Below are 26,982 nucleotides of genomic sequence, written 5' to 3' on the forward strand. Positions count from 1 at the left end.
CCGTGTTATTGATACCCAGACTCATCATTACCTCAAAAACTACTATAGAGCCAGTCAATAATCGATAACAAACCTGTGTGGATTAGCCTGCGGCCCGGCTCGACAGAATATCTGCAACATAGTGCAACGCGGTATCCTGAGTACGAGTGGCACCGAAAAGATCAACACTGACATAGAGATAGCCATGACGTTGAGGTATGCTGATTTTCATTATGATGTTACAGGCAAGATCTTCGTGATAACGTGGCAAGCACCGTGTTGGGTTCAAGTTGGGCTCAAACGCTGTCAAAAGCGGAAGATTGCAGCCAGGCATTGCAGTCAGAAATAACAGAGGAAAAACGCATGATTATTTTGGTTACCGGTGCAACGGCGGGCTTTGGTGAGGCAATTACCCGGCGTTTTATCAAAGAAGGCCATCAGGTTATCGCCACAGGGCGCCGCCAGGAACGTCTTGATGCGCTGAAAGCTGAATATGGCGATGCGCTTTTCACGCTTCGTCTTGATGTTCGCGATCGACAAGCCATTGAGCAGGCTATCGCTACGTTACCTGCCGAATGGCGCAATATTGATGTGCTGGTCAACAATGCCGGTCTGGCTTTGGGGTTAGAGCCTGCGCATAAAGCCAACGTAGATGACTGGGAAACCATGATCGATACCAATAACAAAGGGTTGGTCTTTATGACCCATGCGCTATTGCCGGAAATGGTGAAACGTAATGTAGGCCATATCATTAATATCGGCTCGACTGCGGGCAACTGGCCTTATCTTGGTGGGAATGTCTACGGTGCCAGCAAGGCATTCGTGCGTCAGTTCAGCTTGGGATTGCGGGCTGACCTGTCCGGCACTCGTGTGCGAGTGACCAATATTGAACCCGGTCTGGTTGGCGGCACAGAATTCTCCGCCGTACGCTTTAAAGGCGATGAAGCCAAGGTCAGCCAGACATATGACAAATCCAACCCACTGACGCCGGAAGATGTGACTGAAGCGGTGTTCTGGGTGGCGACATTACCTGCTCATGTCAATATCAACACGCTGGAAATGATGCCGGTCAGCCAGACATACGGTGGCTTGAAGGTTACCCGCGACGAGTAATTCATACCGGTAGTACCAGATAAAGTAATACCACATCAATAGGCTTTCGGTGTGATGCGCCAACGCCTGATGTGAACATTCAGGGACGAACGCGGAGCGGTGTATCTGCCATGCCATTCAGGCGCAGTGATACCGACTCCGCCCAGACTATACTGCAGTGAAAGCAGCGACGTACCCTGAATCTGTTAGTTCAGTTATAGTTTGTTGATGGTAGCGGATGCTATAGTCACCATGACGCTATCTTTGGTTATGACAACCTTGCTTTCGTATTTACAGAAACTCCTGTCTGGGTGAAACATGCAGAAAAAAACACGTAATTTACTCCTTCTTCTTACCTCATCCCTGTTTAGTCTGGGTCTTTTTTCATCAGCACAGGCTGCGCAACACATCGTGATTGATAACGGCAACAGTGCGTTATCAAAAGAAGCGGCGCGCCAGAGTAGCGAAGACTGGAATGAGACACGTACATTGCGTAATAAAGTGAACAAGCATCTTGAAAAACGCGTTGATAAAGCCGATCGGGATTTCGATAAAGCCGATATGGCAGAAGCACTTGAAGAGAAATGCAAAGCCAGTTCCAACTTCAATGCTTACTGGGAACCCAGCTCTTCGCGCTGCCTTGACCGTCGCTCTGGCCGTCCGGTAACACCCTGATAGATTGATCTATACTTTATCTGCCCAGACTGGGCAGATAAACCATCAAGATGAGTGGGAGGATGCCATGAAGAAAACGATGCTGGCCGGTGCAATAGCGCTGTTACTGACACCACTTATCGCACAAGCGTCACAAGCCTCGTGTGAACAGATTCGCGATGACATCGCCCGCAAGATTATCAACAATGGCGTACCTGAATCCGGTTTCGAGCTGGATATCGTACCTAACGATCAGGTCAGCCAGCACGGCGGCCAGGTTGTTGGTCATTGCGGCCAGGATACACAGAAAATCGTTTATATCCGCCTTGCGGATAATTGATAACGACGATCAGAGCGCTCACCCGGTGGGTAATAAGCGCTAGACGTAATCAATTGATGTCATGATGCGATATAAAAAAGGGGAGCGACATTCTCCCCTTTCCTCTTTGTTATTCAAATACCCGGGGATTACCTCCACCATAGGCCGTGGATGATATAGAACCGGGTACCCGTCGACAGTTAGAACGACTGGCTAATCGCGGAAAGATCAATGTACGTGGACAAATCTCGTTGTTCTGCGCGGGGCAAATACGGTAGCTCACCCAATTGAGGAGCAGGAATTTTTTCCCGCAGCGCCTGGATGATTTCAGCATAGTTAGCCAGCCCTGGGTTAATGCGGTTGGCGACCCAGCCGACCAGCGGCAACCCATCATTAATAATCGCCTGCGCCGTCAGTAGCGCATGATTGATACAACCGAGCTTTATCCCAACCACCAAAACGACCGGTAATTGCTCCTGAACCACCCATTCCGAATAGGTCCGCATGTCGTTCATTAAGGTACGCCAGCCACCACTGCCTTCGACGATAACCATGTCCGATAACCCGCCAAGCTGGTTCAGCCCTTCAGTCATCGCGCAGTAGTTAATCTCTTGTTCGCTGGCACTGATTTCATCTTCCTGTAACGACACAGGATTGACTTGCTGATAAGACAGTGGGATCGACGAGGCTTCCTGCAAGATCAGCGCATCTTTGTTACGCAGCCCCTCTTCTGTTTCCTTGCAGCTCTTGGCAACAGGCTTATACCCCGTCACGGTTTTGCCCGTTTTCGTCAGCGCCTGTAATAACGCCTTCGATACGACTGTTTTTCCAACGGCAGTATCCGTTCCTGTAACAAACATACGCTTTAACATGAAAACACCACTCCGGCAGGCCCCACCTGAAAAAATAAACCTCAAAAAACGTACTGATGAAGCCTAAAGTCTAGGGGATGGGCCTGTGGAGCGGCTTGCGTTAGCGCAATGTTTTGTCGGTAAGCGAAGACACGACGCGATACTGATTAACCCTGCATCAGTTTAATCAGTAAAGAACCGTTATAGAGCGCATCCTTGATGAGAGCGGCACCGGGCACCGTTCCCTGATTATAAAAATGGGTCGATGTGACTTGCAAATGGTGACTATAAGCCGGTAATGCCTGACGGCGGATGCAATCAAGAATGGCAGGATACAGAATATCAGCGGCCTGATTAAGCGGAGAACCAATGAGAATTTTTTCCGGATTGAACAGGTTAACCATGATAGCGGTAATACGGCCCACGTTATTGCCAACATCAACGATAATATCTTTTGCCAGCTGATCGCCGTTCAGCGCTGCCTCACACAGCGATTCGACCGTCAACGGTGAGCCATGCAACAGTGAACTCATTGAACCTTTCAGGCGCTGCTGGGCCAGCTCCAGCATACTTTCGATGCTGGCAACCGTTTCTAGGCACCCGTGATTACCGCAATAACAGCGCTTACCATAAGGGTCAACCTGCGTGTGACCAATTTCCACCAGCGTTCGGCTACCGGCATGCAGTATACGCCCGCCGGTAATAATGCCGGCACCGACGTTATGATCGATAACAATCTGGATAACGTTTTGGCAACCGCGTGATGCGCCAAACAACGCTTCTGCCATCGTCCAGGCGCAAATATCATGTTGCAGATAAACTGGCACCCCTGTGCGCTTTTCCAGCGCCGGGCCGATCGCCATTTCTTCTACGGCGTAAAACGGCATACGGTGAATGATGCCAGTGGATGAGTCCACCATACCGGGTGACGTGATGGCGATAGCGGTCAGTCGTTCCAACTGACGTTGGTGGCGGATAAAAAACTGATCGATGTCCGTCAGAATGCGTTCCAGTAGTGGCTGGGGATGTTCACTCGGTAAATCAACCTTGTCCTCCACCACCAGATGGCCGCTCAAATCACGCAGGGCCAACGTCATCACCTGGTTGCTGATTCGTACCGATAGGTAGTGCCAGGCTTCGGTATCCAACACCAGGCCGATTGCCGGCCGCCCACGGCTTCCCATTTCCTGGTACTCGGTTTCCCGTACCAGATGCGCTTCCATCAATTCGCGCACGATTTTGGTAATACTAGCGGGAGCAAGCTGGGCCTGTTTTGACAACTCAATGCGGGAGATGGGGCCATGTTCATCGATCAGTCGATAAACGCCACCTGCATTCATCTGTTTGATCTGATCGATGTGTCCCGGCTGACCACTGACAATCACGGTAAAGCGGCTCCTGCAATTAGGCGTAATGGGTATTTTTTACGCTGTAAAATAAAAAACTGAGGCTATGGTGGAGCTTTTGTAAATAGCCGTCAAATATTTGATTCGATATGTGATTAACCGCACATATTTTTGAGGGTATTACCCAACATTAGCGTGATTAACGTCTGGGCGGCGGTGTTCAGCGGGCGATGCTGGTGGGTTACTAACCACATTTCACTGATAGCGTCTTTTTCCTGCAACGACAGGTATTTTACGCCATCTATCCGGATACGACGGAATGACGCTGGCAACAAGGAAACCCCTAACCCGGATGAGACCAGACCGATAATCGTCATCGCCTCGCCGACTTCCTGCGTAATGTACGGTGTAATGCCGTATCTTTTGAGCAAATTCAGGACTTCATCGTACAGCGCCGTTCCCACCTCACGGGCAAAAAACACGAAGGGTTCATTGGCTAACTGCTGGATACTGATATGCCCGCCGGGAACAGAAGCCAGCGGGTGTTCCTCATGCACAACCGCCACCATTGGCTCATGCAGTAGTAGCTGATGACGCAGCATATCCGGCAATGGGTTGTTACGCATGACGCCCAGATCCAGCTTACCGTCAAGCAACGGTGCAATCTGTTGCTTAGTGTTGATCTCCATCATCTGGATATGTACTTCAGGATAGCTCTGGCGAAACTGCAACAGACTACGCGAAACCTGTTTAACAAACGGAGCTGATGAGGTGAAACCGATATTAAGCTCCCCTATTTCACCGCGCTGAATGCGGGCCGCTCGCTCTGCCGCCTGATTGACCTGGCTGATGATGGCCCAGGCCTCTTTCAGAAATAATTCGCCCGCCTGTGTCAGGCGTACATTACGGTTATTTCGCTCCAACAGTTGAGCGCCGATTTGCTCTTCCAGAGCCTGAATCTGCTGGCTGAGCGGTGGCTGAGAAATATGCAATCTTTCCGCTGCCCGCCCAAAATGCAGCTCTTCGGCGACGGCAATGAAGTAGCGTAAATGCCTGAGCTCAATATTCATATTTATAAAATATCATTATTAACAATTAATATATTATACAAAACAATCGAGCTAATTCTATGATTTACCCACTGATGTTTTTGCCGTATTTTTCCGGATAAGGATTGATTTTGAGTACCCCCATGTCTGCACAGAGAATGTCCGTTTCTGTCACTGACGATATCCAACCTCAACGCGACACCCGCGTTCCTGTTTACAAAAATCCATTTATCAGCCGAGGTACGCCGTCGTTCATTCGCGTTACGCTCGCCTTGTTTTCTGCCGGTCTGGCGACCTTTGCCCTGTTGTACTGCGTACAGCCGATATTGCCGATATTGTCGCAGGCTTTTGGCGTATCTCCGGCCACCAGCAGCCTGTCGCTTTCCGTTTCCACGATGACGATGGCTGTCGGATTGTTATTTACCGGCCCGCTATCAGACACCATTGGTCGTAAAAATGTCATGGTGGTATCGCTACTACTGGCGTCGGTATTTACCCTGATAGGTTGCATGATGACCAACTGGGTCGGCCTGTTGGTGATGCGCGCTCTGGTTGGCTTATCGCTCAGCGGTGTGGGCGCGGTAGCCATGACCTACCTGAGTGAAGAAATCCATCCCAGTGTGGTGGCATTTTCTATGGGGTTGTATATTAGCGGTAACTCAATTGGCGGGATGAGCGGCCGTCTGTTAACCGGGGTCATTGCTGATTTTTTCGGCTGGCGTGTATCCATCACCTGTATTGGCATCGTCGCGTTACTGGCCTCATTGACGTTTTGGCGGATATTGCCTGATTCTCATCACTTTCGTGCCGGTTCGCTGCGCCCCAAAACACTGTGGATCAATACCCGTTTACACTGGCGTGATGCTGGTCTACCGTTGTTATTTGCCGAAGGGTTCCTGCTGATGGGCTCCTTTGTGACGCTGTTCAACTATATTGGCTATCGCTTGCTGGATGCCCCTTACAACCTGAGTCAAACGGTGGTGGGTTTGCTGTCGGTGGTCTTCCTCACCGGTAGCTACGCATCACCACGCGCCGGGGCGATGATTGCTCGTTTCGGCCGGGGACCGGTATTGGTCGGCAGTATTATGCTGATGTTATCAGGCCTTCTATTGACCCTGTTCAGTTCGCTGCTGATGATGTTTTTGGGGATGATGCTCTTTGCCGCCGGGTTCTTTGCCGCCCACTCGGTTGCCAGTAGTTGGATTGGTTTGCGTGCATTGCGTGCGAAAGGTCAGGCTTCGTCGCAGTATCTATTCTGTTATTATCTGGGGTCGAGCCTCGCGGGTACTTCAGGTGGTTTCTTTTGGTATCACTATGGTTGGACGGGGTTGGTGCTGTTTCTGTCATGCTTGCTGACGCTGGCTATCGGTTTAGGATTCAAGCTGAAATCCCTGAAAAATTGATTCAACGGTGACTTATCTCCCCCCTTCTACCCACCGGTGCTGAAAATTCAGAATCGGTGGGTACTCTGCTTTTTCGTACTACCAAGCTGATAAAAAGATGCGTTGCTGAACTGGGCGTTTGGGATATAATAAATAGTATGTTGTAACTAATTTGATGTTGATAATTATGCCTGCCTACGACCTGATTGAACGGATGAACCACTGCTTTACCTCACTGGAAGCGCATCTGGCTGAAATGCATCAATTGTTTCTCGCCTTTCAATTTACCGGCGGGCGCTTGTTTACCCTTCCTTCGGTAGAAAAAGGTACAGAGCATGACCCGGTAACGCATATTCAGGTTACGCCCGTCACTGGTATAGAAGCCCGAGATATCGGTTTGCAGCATTTTCGGCATTTATTCATTCACCACTACGCTGAAACTATCAGTAGCAAAGCAGCCATCCGCCTGCCCGGCGTACTGTGTTTTCGGGTTAATAACGCTGAATCACGACAGGCTCGTCAGTTAGTGACGAACATAAACGCCCGGAAAAAGGAACTGGAGCAGATCATCACCGTGGAGTCTGGACTGGAACCCGAACAGCGCTTCGATTTTGTCCATGCCCACCTCAAAGGGCTGATAACACTGAGCGCCTATCGCACCATTACCCTGCTGCTTGATCCGGCCTCGGTGAGATTTGGCTGGGCGAACAAGAACATCATCAACAACATTACCCGTGATACGTTACTGGAAAAACTGGAGAAAAGTCTGCAGGCAGGACGCAGCCAGGCCCCTTACAGCAAGGAGCAATGGGCATCGTTGCTGGAGCAGGAAATCCGAGATGTGAAGCGCCTGCCGGAACAGGCGTTGCTAAAAATCAAGCGGCCCGTGAAAGTTCAGCCGATTGCACGGGTCTGGTATCAGGAACAGCAGAAGCAAGTACAGCATCCCTGCCCGTCACCGCTGCTGGTGTTGTGTCATCAGGATACGATGCCGGTGATGGGAGACCTCAATGACTACGATGCTGACAACATTCAGCATCGCCATCGACCCAAAGCCAAGCCGTTGCGGTTACTGATCCCGCGCTTGCATCTGTATACCGATGACGGTGCCTGAGTATCACGGTTTCATACTGCTGACCATGTCCTCTGGGCGAACCCACTGCGTAAATTGCTCCTCAGTGAGATAGCCCAGTTTCAAGGCTGATGCCTTCAGTGTCAGCCCCTCTTTATGCGCTTTTTTGGCGATTTCAGCGGCCTTGTCATAACCAATATGCGGATTGAGCGCGGTCACCAGCATCAGCGACTCATTCAGCAATTGGTTGATCCGCTCGCGGTTAGGTTCAATGCCCACGGCGCAATGCTCGTTAAAGCTCTTCATACCATCAGCCAATAACCGAACGGATTGCAGGAAATTGTGAATCACCATCGGCCGAAAGACATTCAGCTCAAAGTTACCGGATGCGCCCCCAAGATTAACCGCCACATCGTTCCCCATCACCTGGCAACACAGCATGGTCATCGCTTCACACTGTGTCGGGTTGACTTTCCCCGGCATAATCGAGCTACCGGGCTCATTTTCCGGAATGGCAATCTCGCCAATACCGCAACGAGGCCCGGAGGACAGCCAGCGCACATCATTCGCAATCTTCATCAATGATGCGGCCAGCCCCTTCAGTGCACCGTGCGCGTGTACCAGCGCATCACAGGTGGCCAACGCCTCAAATTTATTCGGCGCACTCACAAAGGGATGCCCAGTCAACGCAGCCAGTTCAGCCGCCACCCGTACCGCGTATTCAGGGTGTGTATTCAACCCGGTACCGACAGCTGTACCACCTAACGCCAGTTCACACAGGTGAGGAATGCTATTTTCGAGATGGCGCACATTATGCGATAGCATCGCTACCCAGCCAGAAATCTCCTGCCCTAACGTCAGCGGCGTTGCATCCTGCAGGTGAGTGCGGCCAATCTTGACGATATCGGCAAACTGCGTCGCCTTATCCGCGAGGGTCTGTTGTAACACGTTCAATTCAGGGATCAGATGTTCACGCAGCACGGTCACTGCCGCAACGTGCATGGCGGTAGGAAAAACATCGTTAGAACTCTGGCTTTTATTGACATCATCATTCGGGTGCACCAGCCGGTCATTACCCCGCACGCCCCCCAACAATTCGCTGGCCCGATTCGCCAGAACCTCGTTCATGTTCATGTTGGTTTGCGTGCCAGAGCCCGTCTGCCAGATAGCCAGCGGGAATTCTCCGACGTGCTGACCACTCAGGACTTCGTCTGCCGCTTGAATAATGGCATCACCTTTATTGTCGGCTAATAACCCTAAATCCATGTTGACGCGCGCTGCCGCACGTTTGGTCTGTGCCAGCGCCATGATCAGTGCACCTGGCATTTTTTCTTCCGAAATACGAAAGTGCTCCAGTGAACGCTGGGTCTGAGCACCCCACAAATGCGTTGCCGGCACGGCAATCGGCCCCATGGAATCTTTCTCAATACGCGTGTCTGACATGGTTTTCTCCTTTGCGAAACACGTCATTTTCAGATGACTGCGAATTATTACCCTTCTGGAATCATGGCATATAAAGCATTAGCATAGCGGGCATTGAGATGGCGGAACCTTTTCAGGCGCGATTACCCGCCGTTATCGCCATGAAATTAACAATCCATTTAATAGCAGGAAAATATTATGCAAAAAATGCGCAACAATGTGCAGCATTATGCCTGGGGCAGTAAACACGCGTTAACCGAACTGTATGGGATTGAAAACCCAGACAATCAACCCATGGCAGAGCTGTGGATGGGAGCGCACCCGAAAAGTAGCTCTCTCTTACTTGATGAGCAGGGGCAGGCACAGAGCCTTCGGGATCTGATCAATAAAGACCCGGCCGGTTTTTTAGGTACGGCGGTAGCAAAACGCTTTGGTGAGTTACCTTTTCTTTTCAAGGTATTATGTGCTGAACAGCCGTTATCGATTCAGGTTCACCCCAGTAAGTCTGCGGCCGAAGTCGGGTTTGCGCGTGAAAATGCCGCCGGTATAGCGCTTGACTCCCCACAACGCAATTACAAAGACGCTAATCACAAACCGGAGTTGGTCTTTGCCCTCACCCCTTATCTGGCGATGAATGGCTTTCGTGAGCTGACAGCGATCACCGGTTTGTTGCAACCACTAGCCAACGCCCACCCGGCTATCGCCGCATTTTTGTCATGCCCTGATAGCACAACGCTCAGTACCTTGTTCTCCAGCCTGTTGAGCATGGAAGGCGAGCAGAAAGCCTCCGCTATCGCCGGACTGAAAGAGGTTTTGAGCCATCAACATGGCGAACCTTGGGACACCATTCGCTTTATTGCACAGTTTTACCCTGATGACGGCGGCCTGTTTTCCCCGTTACTGCTGAATGTCGTTACACTACAACCCGGCGAAGCCATGTTTTTGTATGCCGAAACCCCGCATGCTTATCTTCAAGGGGTGGCGCTGGAAGTGATGGCCAATTCGGACAACGTTCTGCGTGCCGGTCTGACACCTAAGTATATCGATATCCCTGAATTGCTCGCCAACGTCCGCTTTGAGTCGAAACCGGCTGACACCTTACTGACGTCGCCGGTAAAAACGGCCAACGAACTGAGTTTTCCTATTCCGGTCGATGACTTTGCCTTTTCACTGCATTATCTTACCGATGTACCGCAGATGCTGAGTCAGCAAAGTGCAGCTATTATCTTTTGTGTCGAAGGTCAGGCAGTACTGGAACACGGCGCACAGCAGGTCCGCTTGCTGCCAGGCGAATCATGCTTTATCCCCGCCAGTGAATCACCGGTACACATCCAGGGGAAAGGTCAGATTGCCCGTGTTTATAACCGGCCTTTACTGGTATAACGCCATGTATTCCCTGATGAGGAATACAACACATTGAATCAACAAGGAAATATAACGTGGCAAAAAAAACAGTTGTAGCCGCTGGGGTTGTTATTGCGCTCGCCGTAGCCTGGGGAGGTGCCTCCTGGTATACCGGCAAACAGATTGAACAGCATATTGGGGATGTCACCGACAATCTGAACAACGAGTTAAAAAACGCGTACCCGCAATCAGGCATCAAGGTCGCCTACCGGGACTATCACCGTGGTATGTTCAAAAGCCAGGTCGCATTGGTGTTACAGTCTGACGGTACCGATGCCCGGCAACGCCTGTTAGGTGCCAATGACGAAGTAGTCTTTAACGCCACCGTATTCCACGGCCCCTTCCCACTGAGCGCCAGTCAGTTTAGCCTGAAACCGGCATTAGCCGCCGTACACGGCGAGCTGGCCAACACTGAATCGGTAAAAGCGCTGTTTGATCTGACGAAGAACAAACCGTTCATCACTACAGACAGCCGCATTGACTATAACGGCGATACTCACTCTGCCGTCACGCTGGAAGCGCTGGACGTTAAAAGTCAGGATACGAAGGTTAACTTCAGCGGTACAACACTGTTGGTCGATGTGGCTGGTAATCTGCGTGCAGGCAAAGTGGTCGGCAATGTGGCCAACCTGACGATGGAGAAACCTAACCTGCAAGGACAGAATGAGAAACTGACGCTGCAGGATCTGGCGCTTAACAGCGACACCCACAAAGGTAAATTCGATCTCAATATCGGCGACGCCAAACTCACGTTGAAGAAACTGGCGCTGGATGTTCAGAGCGGCGATAACCTGGTATTGAACGATTTCTCGCTGGTCAATCACAGCTCGGAAGACGACACGAATCTGGCAGGACAGCTGACCCTGTCGCTAGGATCGGCGCTATTTCGCGATCAAAATCTGGGGTCGTGGAACATTAACTTCGCCTTCTCCGGGCTGGATGGCAAAGGTACCCGCCAATTCGTGACGGAATACCAGAAGAACCTGCAATCCTTGCTGCAAAACATCGATCAGATGACGCCAGAAGTTTACGACCAGCAGTTAGCTGCTCTGGTTCTGCACAATTTGCCGCAATTGTTGAAAGGTAATCCGAGTATCAAAGTAGCGCCATTAAGCTGGAAAAACGCGAAAGGCGAAAGTACCTTCACGCTGGCATTGGATTTAACCGATCCGCTGCAAAAGAGCACCGCGCCAACCGCGAATCTCTCTGACGAGGAAGCAATTATCCGCCAGTCTGTTAAAAGTCTGGACGCCCGCCTCAACGTGCCGATGGATATGCTTACCGAACTGATGATACAGATAGCGCCGAAAGCCACCACGGATGAAGAGAAAAAGCAACTGGACCAGATGGCTCGTCAGCAGACCCAACTGATGGCCAATATTGGTCAGATGAGCCAGGTTACCGTCACCAAAGACAATGCCATCACCAGTTCACTGCAGTACAGCGATGGCACCGTGACCTTCAACGGGCGTAAGATCCCGTTGGCTGAGTTCATCGCGCCGTTTATCACCCAGCCGTCGGAAAATGTGCCCGAGCAAGGTGATGATGCACCAGAAGACACCCAACCGGACGCCTCCGTCAGTCCGTAATCGCTCACCGGCGCCGCTCAGGCGCCGGTTTCTTTCGCTCGGCAAGCACATCGCGTTTTAACATGCAGTACCACGTAGTATGCCGTACAACAGACAGCGAGGCGGATGACACACGCTGGCATCAGGTGCTTATGCTTAATTTGTATTATGTCCGCATTGATATATAAACTTCTTTTTATCAATCAATGGTAAATTGCCCGCGTTTATTCTTATACTGCACACGAGTTATCAGACTCTGTCCCTTGTGGAACGGTGGCGTAATGCCAGCGTCACAAGGAATACCGCCTGCTGATGGATTTTTTTAATAAAAAACGAGTACAACATACAACATGATTGATCCGTACATTCCGTTGACGGATATCCATCGCCATCTTGATGGTAATATCCGCCCCCAAACCATCCTTGACTTAGGCCGCCAGTTTACTATCGATTTGCCCGGCCATGACCTCGAGTCCCTGCGTCCCCACGTACAGATAATCGATCACGAACCCGATTTAATCAGCTTTCTGCAAAAGCTGGATTGGGGTGTGGCCGTACTGGGATCGCTGGATGCCTGCCGCCGCGTTGCTTACGAAAACGTGGAAGACGCAATCCGTGCCGGACTGGATTACACTGAGTTACGTTTTTCGCCTTACTACATGGCCCTCAGTCACCAATTACCGCTGGAAGGCGTGGTTGAAGCCGTAATCGATGGTATTACCGCAGGTTGTCGTGACCATAATCACGCCGTGATGGTGCGTCTTATCGGCATCATGAGCCGTACCTTTGGTACCCACGCCTGTGAGCAAGAGCTTGACGCGTTGCTGGCACACAAAGACGGCATTATTGCTATCGATCTGGCAGGCGATGAGCTCGGTTTCCCCGGTGAACTCTTCACTACCCACTTTACCCGAGCGCGCGATGCGGGCTGGCGTATCACCGCCCATGCAGGCGAAGCCGCCGGTCCGGAAAGTATCTGGCAGGCGATACAGCAACTGGGGGCTGAGCGTATCGGTCACGGCGTCACAGCGATCGTCGACAGCGAGCTGATGGAATATATGGCAGAACACCAGATTGGCATTGAATCCTGCCTGACCTCTAACCTGCAGACCAGCACGGTAAAAGCGATGCATGAGCACCCACTGGTGCATTTCCTGCGCCACGGTATTCCAGCGACGATTAACACCGACGACCCGGCCGTGCAAGGGATCGATATTCGCCATGAATACGAGATAGCGGCACCATTAGCGGGACTGTTGCCGGAAGATATCCGACAGGCACAAGAAAACGGCCTGCGTATGGCGTTTATCTCTGAACAGGAAAAACAGCTGTTGCGCCAGCGCGCTCAGCAACGACAGGCGTAAGACGTAATAAGACTGCACCGGACAAAAAAAAGCGGATGCCTTATGGTATCCGCTTTTTTCATGCCTAAGGTGACCTGCCGATAACATGGTCGACAGCATCCCATCCCAGCACAATTAATCTTTCGGTTGTACGGACGAATGGTGACTGGAGATCAACCATTTACCGTCTTTGAATGCATACGTATAGGTGTAACGCGCTTTAGCCTGTGAGTTATCACCAAATGTGAAGGTGTAATTGCCGATATCCAGCGCTTCGTTACACCCAATCTTGATAACGCGGTTATCAATCTTACCCACCGGTTTTTTTGCTAAGAAATGCTCAAAATAGTCAATGCGCTCAGCATCTGTCGTACGCATTTTGCCAGACAACGTCGGCAATAACACCGCGTCGGTCTCATAATTGGCGTTGACCTTCTTCGCATCCCCAGTCTGTAACGATGCATTCCAGCGATCAAACAAACTGGCGATAGCGCTTTCATCGGTCTTGACACAGGTTTCCGTTGTCGCGGCATAAGCCTGAGATACGGTAACGACACTGAGGAAACTCAGCGAGAGCAGCACTTTCTTATACATGTCTATCCCTCATCAATTAAGTAATGATTACTTTCTCTATCCCTATTGCTGCGAGGCTTCAAAAAGCCTCACAGATTAACACTATAGTCAATGTGCTCTCGGTTGACCATTTCGTAAGGAAACGATCGACATCAGGAAACGTGTTTTAACCCTGTTGCATATGACGCGTTATTTTCCCGCTTTTTCTTCATCCGGCGATGCGGCTCGTTTTGCATAACGCTGCGCCAGCGTCGCACACACCATCAACTGAATCTGGTGGAAAATCATCAGTGGCAACACCATTGCCCCAACAGCGGCGGCAGGAAATAGTACGTTAGCCATCGGGATACCATTGGCCAGACTCTTTTTAGAACCACAGAATACGATGGTGATTTCATCCGGGGTATTGAACCCCAATTTGCGGGCTGCCAGCGTGGTACAGACCAGCACAATCCCCAGTAGCACCAGCGAACAGATAACCACCGCCAGCAGCGACCACCCGTTAATCTGGTGCCAAATCCCCTGCACCACCGCCTCACTGAATGCCACGTACACCACTAACAGAATAGATGACCGGTCAGTGATATTGATCAGTTTGCGATGACGATCGACCCAGCGGGCAATCAACGGACGGGACAGATGACCAATGACGAACGGCACCATCAGTTGCATGATAATGGAGCCGATCGCATGCAGCGTATCAGTTTGCCCACCTTGTGTATGCATCAGCAGGCCGACCAGGATCGGCGACAGGAAAACCCCGAGAATGCTGGATGCCGAAGCGCTACAAATCGCGGCCGCAACGTTACCGCGAGCCATCGAGGTGAAAGCAATGGCGGATTGCACCGTCGCAGGCAATGCACACAGATACAGGAACCCCAGATACAGTCCGGGGGTTAACACCTGTGGTGACAGGAACGCCATGCCAATCCCCAGTAATGGGAACAGAATAAAGGTACTGGCAAACACCACCAGATGCAGTCGCCAGTGGCCCATACCGGCCGTAATCGCATCACGAGATAGCTTGGCGCCATGCATGAAAAACAGCAGTGCGATGGCGGCGGTGGTCAGGTTTTCGAAAAAAACCTTGGCCGTGCCCTCACACGGGAAAATGGACGCGGTAATAACGACCGCAATTAAAACCAGCAAAAATTTGTCAATTTTCAAGCGTTGTAACCATGCCATAGTGTGTTTGCATCCTCAGACATAAAAAATACAGGCGATCCTAAGATCGCCTGCTTAAACAATGCCCCACTATCAGCAATAAATACCCATAATGCAAGACAGAAACCCGCCTCGCGTTCAGGGATTTACGTCACAAATCATGACGATTACCGGCTAACTGCTCTTCAGTGTCATCATTTTTTTCTGTTCGTATGAGGTTAGCCCCAGCTCGATCAACTCCATCACGTTAATCGCCTGTCCGACAGGTACCGGGTTGTCGCCCCGCCCCCGCAGCGCATCACGAATACCGGCATAATAAGATTGATAATGCCCAGGGATGGTCGGCACGGTTTGTTCTGCCAGTACCCCCTCACGGTGCAGCGTCAGAATACCGTCATGGTTATCCTGCCCCCAGTCATCATGTTCTTGTGGTTTTTCACCCGCTTTCAAGCGGTCTTCCTGCGGGTCAAGACCAAATTTCACATAGCTGCCCTGGGTGCCATGCACGATGTAACGGGCGCTTGGCGCCGCCGCCAGCATGGTACTGTGCACCACGACACGTCGCTGGGGGTAAATCAGCGTCGCATGGAAATAATCTGCGGCTTTGCTGCCGGGACGAAGCTGCGCCATATCCGCCTGAATCGCCACCGGCAAACCGAACAACTGCAATACCTGATCAATCAAATGTGGCGCCAGATCGTACCAAATACCACTTCCTTCGCCGCCCTCTTCACGCCAGCGTTGACGCACTTGCGGTCGATAGCGGTCAAAATGCGATTCCATATACACCACATCGCCCAGCGCCCCGGCTTTCAGCAATTGCTGTAATGTCAGGAAATCACTGTCCCAGCGCCGGTTATGGAATACGGAAAGGAGTTTACCCGCATGTTCTGCCAGTTGGTTCAGCTCACGTGCTTGTGACAGTGTCACGGTAAACGGTTTATCCACCACCACATGCTTACCGGCCAGCAACGCCTGCCGAGCCAGTGGGAAATGGGTGTCATTCGGGGTGGGTATGACAATCAGATCGATATCAGGATCAGTGAACAGCGCTTGCGGCTCCGGCACGACGTGCATTGAGGGCCAGTCAGCCTGAACTTTTCCCGCATCGCGGCTCGATACCGCCGTCAGCTTCATTCCTGACGTGGCTGCAATCAGTGGCGCATGAAATGTCTTACTGGCATAACCATAACCTATCAGACCAACACGGATGGTCTCCGTCATATATTTCCCCTCATTGGCGGACCTGAAGATCAGGCCCGTTGTCCTCGTGCAATTAGGCGGCGTTCCGCCTTCAGCTCAGCGCTGGCGGAACACTGCCTAGTATAGCACCGGGGAAAATGATGATTATCGGACAGTACTGAGATGGCTGCGCTGGATAGTAATACTGAGATGATAATACTGATAGAGCCCCCGGCTATGACTCCCCATCACAGCCATAGCCAGGGTACATCAACAGGTAATTATGGCGTCACGACCCAAGGGTGAGGCGGAGCGAGCGATTCACCACGCCAGGGAGAAACCTCCACCGGTTTTTCTATCAACGGATGATGGATTTCGCTGTTACGCCGCCGGAAATCGCTAGGGCTAACACCTACCCGCTTGCGGAAAACGCGGGAAAAGTAGAGCTGATCGTCATAGCCCACCACACGACCGACAGCAGCTATCGACTCCTGTGTGGTCTGCAACAACAGCTTGGCGCGAATAACTCGTTGGTCTTCACGCCAGCGCAGGATGTTCACGCCAACCTGTTCACGAAACAGATGGGCCAGCCTCGACGGCGACAGACACACATGGCGAGCCACCTCATCAATACGCAGTTCTCCGGCCAGATTACCGGTAATAAACTGGCACGCCTCGATCACGCGCGGGTCCATAATGCGCTGCGGGCTCTGTGGATCTTCCTCCATCGCGCGCAATAACAGGCGCTCCAGCAGATTCATCGCCAGTTCTTCAGCAAAACGCCGCCCGGAACGATGGGTCTGTTCAATATTGGCGAACAGCTTGTCAAACTCCTGCAACAGCCCGGTACTGGAGAGCGTCAACCGCCCGACATCACAACCTTTACTGTGCCACTCCAGCCAGTCGGCCCAGTAGGCACGAGGGCGGAAATAGACCCAGCGGTGATACCAACAGTCGCTACCGGGCGCACGGCCATAGTAGTGACGCGACCGGGGTGGAAACAGCAGCAGGTCGCCAGGGTTACAGAAAAACGTATCATCGCCATCCAACACCTTCCCCTGACCTTTGATGGTCAGGTTAATGATGTATCCCTTCATACCATCTGGACGATCAATGAAGAAATCCAGCGGTCCGCCAGCCAGAATCGGCGTCAGTCCCGCCACCAGATAGGCGTTAAACGCATAACCGGGCAGCAACGGGTTAGGCTGGGACTCATGCGCCATACGGTGATACATGCGGCCTCCTGAAAAGAGATTCTCGTCTCGTTATGGATAGCGCCAGCACTGGCTAGCGCTATCCGGCTATCACACCGTTTTCTTCGACATTTGTTTGTAGCGGTCAAAGATAACCGCGGCCAGCAGAATCAGACCACGCACCACATATTGGGCAAAGGGCGAGATATTCAGCAGGTTCATGGCGTTTTCCACCGTCCCCAGGATCAACACCCCGGCCACCACATAGGATATCTTGCCGATACCACCTTTCAGTGACACACCGCCCAGTACGCACGCTGAAATCACAATCAATTCATAACCGATAGACGTCATCGGCTGTCCGCTGGTCATACGCGATGCCAGAATGATACCCGCCGCCGCAGAAACCAGCCCGGACAGACCGAAAATAATGATTTTGGTCCGTACTACCGGTACCCCGGCCAACCGGGCGGCCTCTTCGTTACCGCCAATTGCCAGCGTATTGCGACCAAAGGTGGTTTTATTGAGCAATAAACCGAACAACACCATACAAATGACCGTCAGCCAGATCGGTGCCGGTAACCCCAGCCAGTTGGCGTAACCCAGCGTGAAGAAGCGCTCATCTTCAATACCAACAGCCTTGCCATCAGAAATGATGTACGCCAGCCCACGCACAATCTGCATGGTTGCCAGTGTGGTGATCAATGCGTTGATTTTCAGTTGCGCGATAACAAATCCGTTGAGTAAACCGAACGCAACGCCAAGCAGTAAACCGGCGGCGACGCCCAGCCACAAACTTTCGCTGACGTTGATCACCACCGCGGTGGTAACACCCGCACAGGCAATCACCGACGCGACCGACAGGTCAAAATCACCGGAGGCCAGGCAAAACAGCATGCCGCACGCCACCATGCCCGACATGGAAATCGCCAGCCCCAGCCCTTTCATATTGATGAAGGTAGCGAAATTGGGCACAAAAAACGTGCAGGCTAAAAACAGTGCGGCAAACACAACCAGCATGCCGTAATTATCCCAGATACGGGACAGGCTGAAAGCATGAGATTTACCGGCATGGGAAGGGGAACTAACCGTAGACATTCATCAACTCCTTGGCGGTCAGGCAACCGCGGGTTCAGTAGCAGTCGTTTTTAACATCGCCAGACTCAGGACCTGCTGCTCACTGGCTTCACCGTGCAGCAATTCGCCGGAAATGGCACCCTCGCGCATCACCACGATGCGGTCCGCCAGCCCAAGCACTTCAGGCAGGTCGCTGGACGCAAACAACACGGCAATACCCTGCCGGGCCAGCTCATAAATCACGTGGTAAATCTCATGCTTGGCACCGACGTCAATGCCGCGGGTCGGTTCATCCAGCATGATCACTTTCATATCCTCCGACAGCCAGCGACCAAGGATCGCCTTCTGCTGATTACCGCCGGACAGGTTCATGATCAACTGCTCCGGCGACGGCGTTTTGATATTCAACGCCTGAATGTGATGATCGGCGTTTTCCTCCTCCCAGGCTTCATTGATGATGAAACCGTTCTTGATGTGTTTGCGACGGGCGCTGATATTGATGTTATCCCGCACCGAGTGCACCGGAATGATGCCGTCGGCCTTACGATCTTCCGGGCACAGCATCAGCCCGCTACGAATCGCATCGCCGGGGGATCTGGCACGCAGTGGTTGCCCATCCAACCGCACCTCGCCGCTGGTAATGCCGGTAGCGCCGAACAGCGCTTTCATCAGCTCACTACGCCCGGCCCCCACCAACCCGAACAGTCCGACAATTTCGCCGCTACGTACTGATAACGACACCGGTGATTTCACACCCACAGCTTTGACTTCATGCAGTTCCAGCCGCGGTTCACCATGTGGACGCGGCTGATAACCGTAAATATCACCCAGATTGCGGCCCACCATGGCTTGTACCAGTTGCGCATGGTCAACCTGCTGCATATCGGAGAAGGTTTTCACGTAGCGCCCGTCTTTAAACACGGTGATGGCATCGCTCAGTGCAAAGATTTCCTCCATACGGTGTGACACGTACAGAATCACCCGCCCTTCGCTGCGCAATTCACGGATCACCCGGAAAAGTTGTTCGATCTCACGTGCCGACAACGAGCTGGTCGGCTCATCAAAGGCGATAATCTTGGCATTGCGTGCCAGCGCCTTAGCGATTTCCACCATCTGCCATTGCCCAATGGACAGGTATTTCAACGGGGTATCCGGGTCGATATCCAATCCAAGGTGTTCCAGTTGTAAACCGGCCTCGTAACGCAGTAGCGATTGGTTTACCAGCCCCCCCTTGTGTGGCAACTGCCCCAAATAGATGTTTTCCGCTACCGTCATTTCCGGCACCAGATGCAGTTCCTGGTAGATGATCGCCACACCGGCATTCAGCGCGTCCATCGTATTGGTGAAGCGCACTGGTTGCCCTTTAATGTGAATCTCTCCCTGCGACGGCGTGTAATTGCCGCTCAAAATTTTCAGCAAGGTGGATTTCCCCGCGCCGTTTTCTCCCATCAACGCGTGGATTTGCCCGGCATGACAGTCAAAACTGATGTCATCCAGTGCCTTGACGCCGGGAAACACTTTGCCGATCCCCCGGAAGGATAAATAAGGTGACTGTACGGTCATTTCAGCATCCTCAATGGTCTGCGCCGTCGGATGACGGCGCGGCCAGTGTTTTGCCCGCGCGGCTACCAGCTCGTACGGGCAAAGGTCATTACATCAAGCCTTTTTTCTGCAGTTCAGTTTTAAAGTTATCGCGGGTAATCAGCACCACATCCGTCACCTCGGTGAATTTCTGCGGTTCAACGCCTTTTGTTACCCAGTCATGCAGCATCTGGATGCTCTTGTAGCCATGTACGTCCGGGCTTGGCAGCAGTGAGCCGTAGAAACCGGTCGGTTGTGCTTTGGAGAGTTCGCTGACCGCGTCCACCCCATTGATACCGATACCGATGACATTAGCGGCCTTGAATCCCTGACCTTCGGTTGCACGCACACCACCCAGTACGGTGTTGTCGTTCATACCGACGATCAGCCAGTTTTTCACGTTAGGGTGTTGCACCAGCAACGAGTTAGCGGCATCAAATGCGCCGGGGATATCGTTAGACTTGGTCGGTACCTGATAGATCTGTTTTTCCGGGAATCCAGCGGCTTTCAGTGCCTCCATCGATCCCGATGTGCGGCGGCGAGCGGTATCCAGCTCATTGGCGGTGATCGCCATCACTGCAGTGTCTTGCAGTTTCCAACCACGTTTCTGCATCTCTTTCCATAATTCCTGGCCCTGACGTTCGCCAATCTTGGTGGCGGCCATCATCACCAGCGGGACGGTGTCCATCGGTTGCCCTTTGGCATTCACAAACTGGTCATCTACGGCAATCACTTTCAGGTTATAGCTGCGCGCTTTGGCAACGATAGCTGACCCCAGTTTCGGATCAGGTGTACAGATAACGAAACCTTTGGCACCGCTGGCAGCCAGGCTGTCGATAGCATTGAGGGTTTTCTCGCCATCGGGCACAGCTATCTTGATAACGTCAAATCCCAGGTCTTTACCGGCTTTGTCGGCGAACCGCCATTCAGTCTGGAACCAGGGCTCTTCCGGTTGTTTAACCAGAAAGCCCAGCTTCATATTTTCTGCGATAGCCGATTGTGACATAACCGCAGCCAGGCCAATCGCCGCCAGAACCTTAGTGAATTTATGCATGGTTTTCTCCGCTCATTGTTATCTTTACCACGATGGCAACCGGAGGTGCCATCACGTATGTAAACGCTCTCAGTAAAATGCTTTTTTCTGGAACAACGGAAAAACAATAAGTTATTGTGATTCCATCCTCCGTTTACCTTCAGACGCGTAAGTTGTAGCGGGTATTTTCACCACGAAGAGAGAGCGCAATCACATTCAGAAACTACAGCTGATTCGTGCATAGATTCAGCAAATTTAACCTGCCGTTAACTTATGACCGCCATCACAAAACCCCTGAGCGTGACAGAAAAGTACATACTTCCAGCTAATGACTCCTCACGGCGTTAAATCGGCCTGTCTATCGTAAACAGCGTGATCCCTACGATTAACAGGAGCAGCAACGATGAGTGCGGGCGCCATTACTCTTGGTCTTGATTTTGGCAGCGATTCTGTCCGTGCGCTGGCGGTGGATTGCCACAGCGGGCAGGAATTGGAAACAGAAGTGGTCTACTATCCGCGCTGGCGTCAGGGACAATATTGTCACCCGGCCAGCAACCAGTTTCGCCACCATCCATTGGATTACATCGAATCACTGGAATTAGCGATTCGGACTGTGGTCGCACGATTGACTCCCGAACAGCGCCAGCAGATAACCGGCATTGGCGTCGACTCCACCGGTTCAACGCCTGCGCCAATAGATGAACAAGGCAATGTGCTGGCGCTACGTCCGGAGTTTGCGGATAACCCCAACGCCATGTTTGTGCTATGGAAAGATCACACCGCTATTGATGAAGCTGAAGCCATCAATCAGCTATGCCGCAGCGGCCAATTCCCGGATTACACCCGCTACATTGGTGGCGTGTATTCATCGGAATGGTTCTGGGCCAAAATTCTCCATATCACCCGGCAGGATGCGGCAGTACGTCAGGCAGCGGTCTCCTGGATAGAACTGTGTGACTGGGTACCCGCCCTGCTCTCTGGCACCACGGCGCCGGGCGCAATTCGTCGCGGCCGTTGCAGCGCCGGGCATAAATCACTGTGGCACCCAGATTGGGGTGGCCTACCGCCAAAAGATTTCTTGCAAGCGCTCGATCCTTGCCTGACAGAAAAACTGCACTACCCACTCTTTACCGAGACCTGGACGGCTGATCACCCGGTCGGCACACTGACGCCGCAATGGGCACAGCGATTAGGTTTGCCTGACAATGTCGTGATATCCGGCGGCGCTTTCGATTGTCACATGGGTGCAGTCGGTGCAGGCGCTAAGCCCTACACGCTGGTTAAGGTCATCGGTACCTCAACCTGCGACATTCTGATAGCAGACGCGGATCGTGTTGGCGATAAAACGATCGCCGGGATCTGTGGTCAGGTGGATGGTAGCGTGGTGCCCGGTTATATCGGGCTGGAAGCGGGTCAATCGGCCTTTGGCGATATGTATGCCTGGTTTGGCCGTGTGCTGGGCTGGCCGTTGCAACTGGCCGCCAGCGAACACCCCGAATGGCAATCACAATTAGATCAACTGCAATCCAGCCTGTTGACACAGCTAACACAAGCCTGGGCCGACTCCCCTTCACTCGATCATCTGCCAATCGTGCTCGACTGGTTTAACGGCCGTCGCACGCCGTTTGCCAATCAACGGCTCAAAGGTGTGATTACCGACCTCAATCTCGGTACCGATGCCCCGGCGCTGTTTGGTGGATTGATTGCCGCCACCGCTTTTGGCGCACGCGCCATCATGGCGTGCTTCGAGTCTCAACAGATCCCGGTGGAAAACCTGCTGGCTCTCGGCGGGATTGCCCGTAAATCCGCCACCATCATGCAAGTGTGTACCGACGTGATGAACCGCCCGATGCAAATCGTGGCCTCAGATCAATGTTGCGCGCTGGGTGCGGCCATCTTCGCTGCTGTCGCCGCCGGGACGCACCCGGATATTCCATCTGCACAACAGCACATGGCCTGCGGAATCGAACGCACATTGATGCCGGACCCACAGCGTGTCGCCCGTTATCAACAGCTTTACGAACGTTATCAGCAGTGGTGTCGGCTGGCGGAACCCGCCTACAGCCCCCACTCCGGGGCAGACCATTGAGTGTTTGCCGACCATCACTTTTACATCCCTTTGGGAACCCAAACAGGAGTCATCATGGAACAATTTAAGCCGCTCGAAGTCTGGTTTGTGATTGGCAGTCAGCATCTGTACGGCCCGGAAGCACTGCGTCAGGTGAAAGAGAATGCCGAAAAAGTGGTGAATGGCCTTAATCGTGACGCCAATCTGCCAGTGCGGCTGGTACTTAAACCGCTGGTCAAGACGCCGGATGAAATTACCGCGCTATGCCGCGACGCTAATTATCAGGATAACTGCATCGGCTTGCTGACCTGGCTGCATACCTTCTCACCCGCCAAAATGTGGATTGGTGGCCTGAGCATCCTGAATAAGCCGTTGTTACAGTTCCATACCCAGTTCAATGCCGATATCCCATGGGACAGCATGGACATGGACTTTATGAACCTGAACCAGACAGCCCACGGTGGGCGTGAGTTTGGGTTTATCGGCGCGCGCATGCGTCAGGCACATCAGGTGGTGGTCGGTCACTGGCAGGATCGCAACGCCCATGAACGCATTGCCAAATGGATGCGAGTAGCCGCCGCGTTGCAGGAAAGCCGCCAGCTCAAAGTGGCACGATTTGGCGACAACATGCGGGAAGTGGCGGTCACCGAAGGTGATAAAGTCGGTGCGCAAATTCAGTTTGGCTACGCCGTCAGCGCCTGGGGATTGGGAGACCTGGTCGGTGTGGTGGACGATATCGGCCAGGGCGATGTGGAAGCGCTGATTGAAGAGTACGAAGCAACCTATACGCTCAGCGACGCGGTCAAATTGCACGGCCCCAAACGGCAGAATTTGCTGGATGCCGCTCGCATCGAACTCGGTCTGAAGCGTTTTCTCGATCAGGGCAACTTTAAAGCCTTTACCACCAACTTTGAAAACCTCTACGGCCTGAAGCAACTCCCTGGCATAGCGGTACAACGCTTGATGCAACAGGGATATGGTTTTGGTGCCGAAGGCGACTGGAAGACCGCGGCACTGCTGCGTGTTATGAAAGTCATGGCACAAGGTTTACCCGGCGGGACTTCCTTCATGGAGGATTACACCTACCATTTTGCACCGGGTAACAATCTGGTGTTGGGTGCACACATGCTGGAAGTCTGTCCGAGTATTGCCAGCGAAGCCAAGCCGTTGGTGGACGCACAATACCTCGGGATCGGCGGTAAAGCGGATCCGGTGCGGTTGATCTTCTCCGCCCCGGCCGGATCAGCACTGAATGTCAGCATGATCGATCTGGGCGATCGTTTCCGTCTGCTGGTGAATCAGGTCGATGCTGTCGCGCAACCGCACCCATTACCGAAACTGCCAGTTGCCCGTGCTCTGTGGCAGGCACAGCCATCACTGGAAACCGCAGCCGAAGCCTGGATTCTGGCGGGTGGCGCACACCATACCGTCTTCACGCAGTCGCTTGATCTGGATTACTTGCGGTTGTACGCCGACCTGCATAACATCGAACTGACGGTCATCGACCAGCAAACCACCCTGCCAGCCTTTAAAGACGGGCTGCGCTGGAACGACCTGTATTACAAGCTGTGCGGACATCGGGCCTAATCCCCCCAACCGCTTGCCGGTCAGTCACACGGTAAACAGACAACGCTGTACACAACAAAGCCGACACCATGTGTCGGCTTTGTTTATTTTATAGATCAGTCAATTACCCCTAAACGCAGCCAGTGACGGTCGCTATTTTGTCAGTGTCACAGCGTCGTACATAAAGGTGCCGCCATTCAGTGTGAAGGTAATGGTGTTGGTGCCGTCGCGCAGTAAACCACTGTCGATGGGAATACGCTCGTAGTGATATTTACCGCTGTTAAGCGCCCCGCGGTACACGGATTTATCGTTGTCATACTGAATGTCTTTGACTTTAGTACCGTTGACCAACACCGACAGCGACGGCGTCGTCGGGTTGGTCATCCCCCGATTGCTGGCCGCGGCAAACGCCACATTCAGCACCCTGCTGCTGCCATCGGCACGATCGATATAATTCACATTCCAGCTACCGGGATTCGTTTGGGCGTAATACCAATCCTGTGCCGGACTTGACTCGCCGATGGTATACGTCAGATTGGCCGGAACATCATTCTGCCAGTGATAATTACGCAACTGGTCGCCAAATCGGAATTCAGACGCCAACCGATCACTTTGACCAATAGCCCACACCACCGGTGCCGCTTTAGCTAACTGGATAGCCGGTATCGGCGTATTGCCGGTAACATTCACTACATCACTGTAGAGCACGCCCGGCCTGCTGCCGCCATTGGCATAAATCGTCAGGGTGTATTTTCCTTTACGTACCTTATCAAAGCGAAAATTTCCCTGACTGTCGGTATTGGTGGTGAAGGCATATCCTAAGGTCTGTACATCCGATGCCTCATTGAGCGAAGACGATAGTGTTACGTTCAACGGGATGGTGGTATTCACGCTACCGGTTACGCTGGCGCGGTCCACCGGGAAACGACTGTCGTTCACCCAATTATATGGCCACGAAGCGATTTCCTGCCGACTACGCGCCAGCGCGTCACTGTACATCTGCTCATCGGTACCGGCGTTCACATACAATAACCAGGGGCCATACAGTTTTTGCCAGCCGGGAGGGGCTATCAAGTCCGGCGTACCGAAATGCGACCCCGTCATATACATGATCGCCAGACCGTCCTGATGCACCATCAAATCCTGCTTGGTGTCGTCACCGGACATATACTCAGTACTACCTGGGACTATCCATGCACCGATATTGTTGCCGTATACCCCCCAGACTGGGGTTTTGCGCATATAACCGGCGAAGTCGTATTTGGAGTAATAACTACCATCCGGTAATTTCCAGGTTTCATCCTGAATCTTCTCAAAGTTATTGAGCTGGGAGTAGAGGTAAGGCTTGGTGGTATGAATACCATTGGAGATATGATCAAGTAGAAAAGGATTAAACCGGTACACCCCGCGTAATTCGCTCACCGTCAGATTGGATGACGTATCATTACGCGCCACGGCATAGCTATAAATCCCGCTGACACCACGCCGTACGATAAAATGGTATTCCAGACTCAAGGCGCTGGTTTCATTATCGATATAAGCAATATGTACAATGTCTTTCGTGTTTTCAATCACAGAAATCTGCTGTGGTTTAAACTTCAGAAATGCGCCTGAATAATAATCCAGATAACCGGTACTGCTTTTACCCAGCGCGTTCACCTGGCTATTGGCTTTATCGATAAGATTTTGACTGCCGTTTGACAGTGTGCCGATACTGCCATCGCTGCCAATCGCGACGGAAACTAACCCATTATCTATTTGTGCTTTCATGCCGGAAAGCCCCACGCTGACATCAGACGGTGATGCCGCCTGTGCCAGTGAGGAACCCAGTATACTGATTGCGATAAGCATTTTTCTGCTTTGCATAGACCATTTCCCTTTTCTCTACGTCATCGACATGACCCGACATCAACGGAAAGAAACCGATTGGACGTCATGACCAACGCTCCTTCGTCAACATGCGGATTCCCCGCGTATTCACCACCTGTGCGGAGTCCCATTCTGTGCAACCGATGATATCCCCACCTTTTTGCTATTGCCCTGACGCTCAGGATGGTGGCAAAG

Annotated in this window: 23 protein-coding genes; 10 read left to right on the top strand and 13 right to left on the bottom strand. The window is 52.3% G+C overall.

Going from position 1 to position 26,982, the window contains the following annotated elements; genetic code table 11:
• Positions 1-82: 82 nt before the first annotated feature.
• A complete protein-coding gene (locus DZE2538_RS21365; RefSeq protein WP_269077919.1) occupies positions 83-211 on the bottom strand; it encodes a hypothetical protein in 129 nt (42 codons plus the stop codon).
• Between the two features lie 131 nt (positions 212-342).
• Between DZE2538_RS21365 and ydfG the strand changes: the two genes are divergently transcribed.
• The 3 genes from ydfG (at position 343) to DZE2538_RS09470 (ending at position 2,065) form a co-directional block, all read left to right on the top strand.
• Entirely contained in the window at positions 343-1,092 is a 750-nt protein-coding gene (gene ydfG / locus DZE2538_RS09460; protein ID WP_012884748.1) for a bifunctional NADP-dependent 3-hydroxy acid dehydrogenase/3-hydroxypropionate dehydrogenase YdfG, read from the top strand.
• 297 nt (positions 1,093-1,389) lie between these two features.
• The gene (locus tag DZE2538_RS09465; protein WP_019845107.1) at positions 1,390-1,746 is read left to right on the top strand and encodes a DUF1283 family protein; all 357 of its coding nucleotides are present in this window, start codon (positions 1,390-1,392) and stop codon (positions 1,744-1,746) included.
• Between the two features lie 67 nt (positions 1,747-1,813).
• Positions 1,814-2,065: a DUF1161 domain-containing protein gene (locus DZE2538_RS09470; RefSeq protein WP_012884750.1), complete on the top strand. Its 252-nt coding sequence runs from the start codon at positions 1,814-1,816 to the stop codon at positions 2,063-2,065.
• A 179-nt stretch (positions 2,066-2,244) separates the two neighbouring features.
• Here the strand turns inward: DZE2538_RS09470 and bioD are convergent, their stop codons facing one another.
• The 3 genes from bioD to DZE2538_RS09485 all read right to left on the bottom strand — a co-directional run bounded on the left by bioD (position 2,245) and on the right by DZE2538_RS09485 (position 5,311).
• Positions 2,245-2,916 carry a dethiobiotin synthase gene (gene bioD / locus DZE2538_RS09475; protein WP_012884751.1) on the bottom strand — a complete coding sequence of 224 codons (672 nt, stop codon included), beginning with the start codon at positions 2,914-2,916 and terminating at the stop codon, positions 2,245-2,247.
• Between the two features lie 146 nt (positions 2,917-3,062).
• Entirely contained in the window at positions 3,063-4,280 is a 1,218-nt protein-coding gene (gene mlc / locus DZE2538_RS09480; RefSeq protein WP_023639704.1) for a sugar metabolism global transcriptional regulator Mlc, read from the bottom strand.
• A 116-nt stretch (positions 4,281-4,396) separates the two neighbouring features.
• Positions 4,397-5,311, bottom strand: a complete 915-nt coding sequence (locus DZE2538_RS09485; protein WP_012884753.1) for a LysR family transcriptional regulator — start codon at positions 5,309-5,311, stop codon at positions 4,397-4,399.
• Between the two features lie 137 nt (positions 5,312-5,448).
• On the opposite strand from DZE2538_RS09485, the gene DZE2538_RS09490 reads away from it, so the two are divergent.
• Both DZE2538_RS09490 and tus read left to right on the top strand, forming a co-directional pair.
• Complete coding sequence (locus tag DZE2538_RS09490) at positions 5,449-6,693, top strand: MFS transporter (protein ID WP_038916200.1); 1,245 nt, start codon at positions 5,449-5,451, stop codon at positions 6,691-6,693.
• Between the two features lie 166 nt (positions 6,694-6,859).
• Entirely contained in the window at positions 6,860-7,786 is a 927-nt protein-coding gene (gene tus / locus DZE2538_RS09495) for a DNA replication terminus site-binding protein (RefSeq protein ID WP_038916202.1), read from the top strand.
• Between the two features lie 3 nt (positions 7,787-7,789).
• Here tus and fumC read toward each other — a convergent pair whose 3' ends face one another.
• On the bottom strand, positions 7,790-9,187 hold the full coding sequence (gene fumC, locus DZE2538_RS09500; RefSeq protein WP_038916203.1) for a class II fumarate hydratase: 1,398 nt from the start codon (positions 9,185-9,187) through the stop codon (positions 7,790-7,792).
• Positions 9,188-9,364: 177 nt separating this feature from the next.
• Between fumC and manA the strand changes: the two genes are divergently transcribed.
• From manA to add, 3 genes are all read left to right on the top strand, one after another.
• Complete coding sequence (gene manA / locus DZE2538_RS09505; RefSeq protein WP_038916204.1) at positions 9,365-10,549, top strand: mannose-6-phosphate isomerase; 1,185 nt, start codon at positions 9,365-9,367, stop codon at positions 10,547-10,549.
• 56 nt (positions 10,550-10,605) lie between these two features.
• Positions 10,606-12,159: a YdgA family protein gene (locus DZE2538_RS09510; RefSeq protein WP_038916205.1), complete on the top strand. Its 1,554-nt coding sequence runs from the start codon at positions 10,606-10,608 to the stop codon at positions 12,157-12,159.
• Between the two features lie 329 nt (positions 12,160-12,488).
• Positions 12,489-13,502, top strand: a complete 1,014-nt coding sequence (gene add / locus DZE2538_RS09515; RefSeq protein ID WP_019845100.1) for an adenosine deaminase — start codon at positions 12,489-12,491, stop codon at positions 13,500-13,502.
• 114 nt (positions 13,503-13,616) lie between these two features.
• Here the strand turns inward: add and DZE2538_RS09520 are convergent, their stop codons facing one another.
• The 7 genes from DZE2538_RS09520 to DZE2538_RS09550 all read right to left on the bottom strand — a co-directional run bounded on the left by DZE2538_RS09520 (position 13,617) and on the right by DZE2538_RS09550 (position 21,305).
• Positions 13,617-14,075: an SgcJ/EcaC family oxidoreductase gene (locus DZE2538_RS09520; protein ID WP_038916206.1), complete on the bottom strand. Its 459-nt coding sequence runs from the start codon at positions 14,073-14,075 to the stop codon at positions 13,617-13,619.
• A 168-nt stretch (positions 14,076-14,243) separates the two neighbouring features.
• A complete protein-coding gene (locus DZE2538_RS09525; RefSeq protein ID WP_023639711.1) occupies positions 14,244-15,239 on the bottom strand; it encodes a bile acid:sodium symporter family protein in 996 nt (331 codons plus the stop codon).
• A 153-nt stretch (positions 15,240-15,392) separates the two neighbouring features.
• Positions 15,393-16,442: an oxidoreductase gene (locus tag DZE2538_RS09530; protein ID WP_038916207.1), complete on the bottom strand. Its 1,050-nt coding sequence runs from the start codon at positions 16,440-16,442 to the stop codon at positions 15,393-15,395.
• A 239-nt stretch (positions 16,443-16,681) separates the two neighbouring features.
• Entirely contained in the window at positions 16,682-17,635 is a 954-nt protein-coding gene (gene araC, locus DZE2538_RS09535) for an arabinose operon transcriptional regulator AraC (protein WP_019845096.1), read from the bottom strand.
• 69 nt (positions 17,636-17,704) lie between these two features.
• Positions 17,705-18,691, bottom strand: coding sequence for an L-arabinose ABC transporter permease AraH (gene araH, locus DZE2538_RS09540; protein WP_019845095.1), 987 nt, complete (start codon positions 18,689-18,691; stop codon positions 17,705-17,707).
• An 18-nt stretch (positions 18,692-18,709) separates the two neighbouring features.
• The gene (araG, locus tag DZE2538_RS09545) at positions 18,710-20,233 is read right to left on the bottom strand and encodes an L-arabinose ABC transporter ATP-binding protein AraG (protein WP_019845094.1); all 1,524 of its coding nucleotides are present in this window, start codon (positions 20,231-20,233) and stop codon (positions 18,710-18,712) included.
• Between the two features lie 88 nt (positions 20,234-20,321).
• Positions 20,322-21,305: an arabinose ABC transporter substrate-binding protein gene (locus DZE2538_RS09550; protein WP_012884766.1), complete on the bottom strand. Its 984-nt coding sequence runs from the start codon at positions 21,303-21,305 to the stop codon at positions 20,322-20,324.
• A 382-nt stretch (positions 21,306-21,687) separates the two neighbouring features.
• On the opposite strand from DZE2538_RS09550, the gene DZE2538_RS09555 reads away from it, so the two are divergent.
• Both DZE2538_RS09555 and araA read left to right on the top strand, forming a co-directional pair.
• The gene (locus DZE2538_RS09555; RefSeq protein ID WP_038916208.1) at positions 21,688-23,373 is read left to right on the top strand and encodes a ribulokinase; all 1,686 of its coding nucleotides are present in this window, start codon (positions 21,688-21,690) and stop codon (positions 23,371-23,373) included.
• A gap of 54 nt (positions 23,374-23,427) precedes the next feature.
• Positions 23,428-24,939 (top strand): L-arabinose isomerase, encoded by a 1,512-nt coding sequence (gene araA / locus DZE2538_RS09560; RefSeq protein WP_038916209.1) that lies wholly within the window; start codon positions 23,428-23,430, stop codon positions 24,937-24,939.
• A gap of 132 nt (positions 24,940-25,071) precedes the next feature.
• Here the strand turns inward: araA and DZE2538_RS09565 are convergent, their stop codons facing one another.
• Positions 25,072-26,784: a polysaccharide lyase family protein gene (locus tag DZE2538_RS09565; RefSeq protein WP_019845091.1), complete on the bottom strand. Its 1,713-nt coding sequence runs from the start codon at positions 26,782-26,784 to the stop codon at positions 25,072-25,074.
• Positions 26,785-26,982 lie beyond the last annotated feature (198 nt).

Origin of the sequence: Dickeya zeae NCPPB 2538, from assembly GCF_000406165.1 — a bacterium.
In the GTDB taxonomy this organism is placed as follows: domain Bacteria; phylum Pseudomonadota; class Gammaproteobacteria; order Enterobacterales; family Enterobacteriaceae; genus Dickeya; species Dickeya zeae.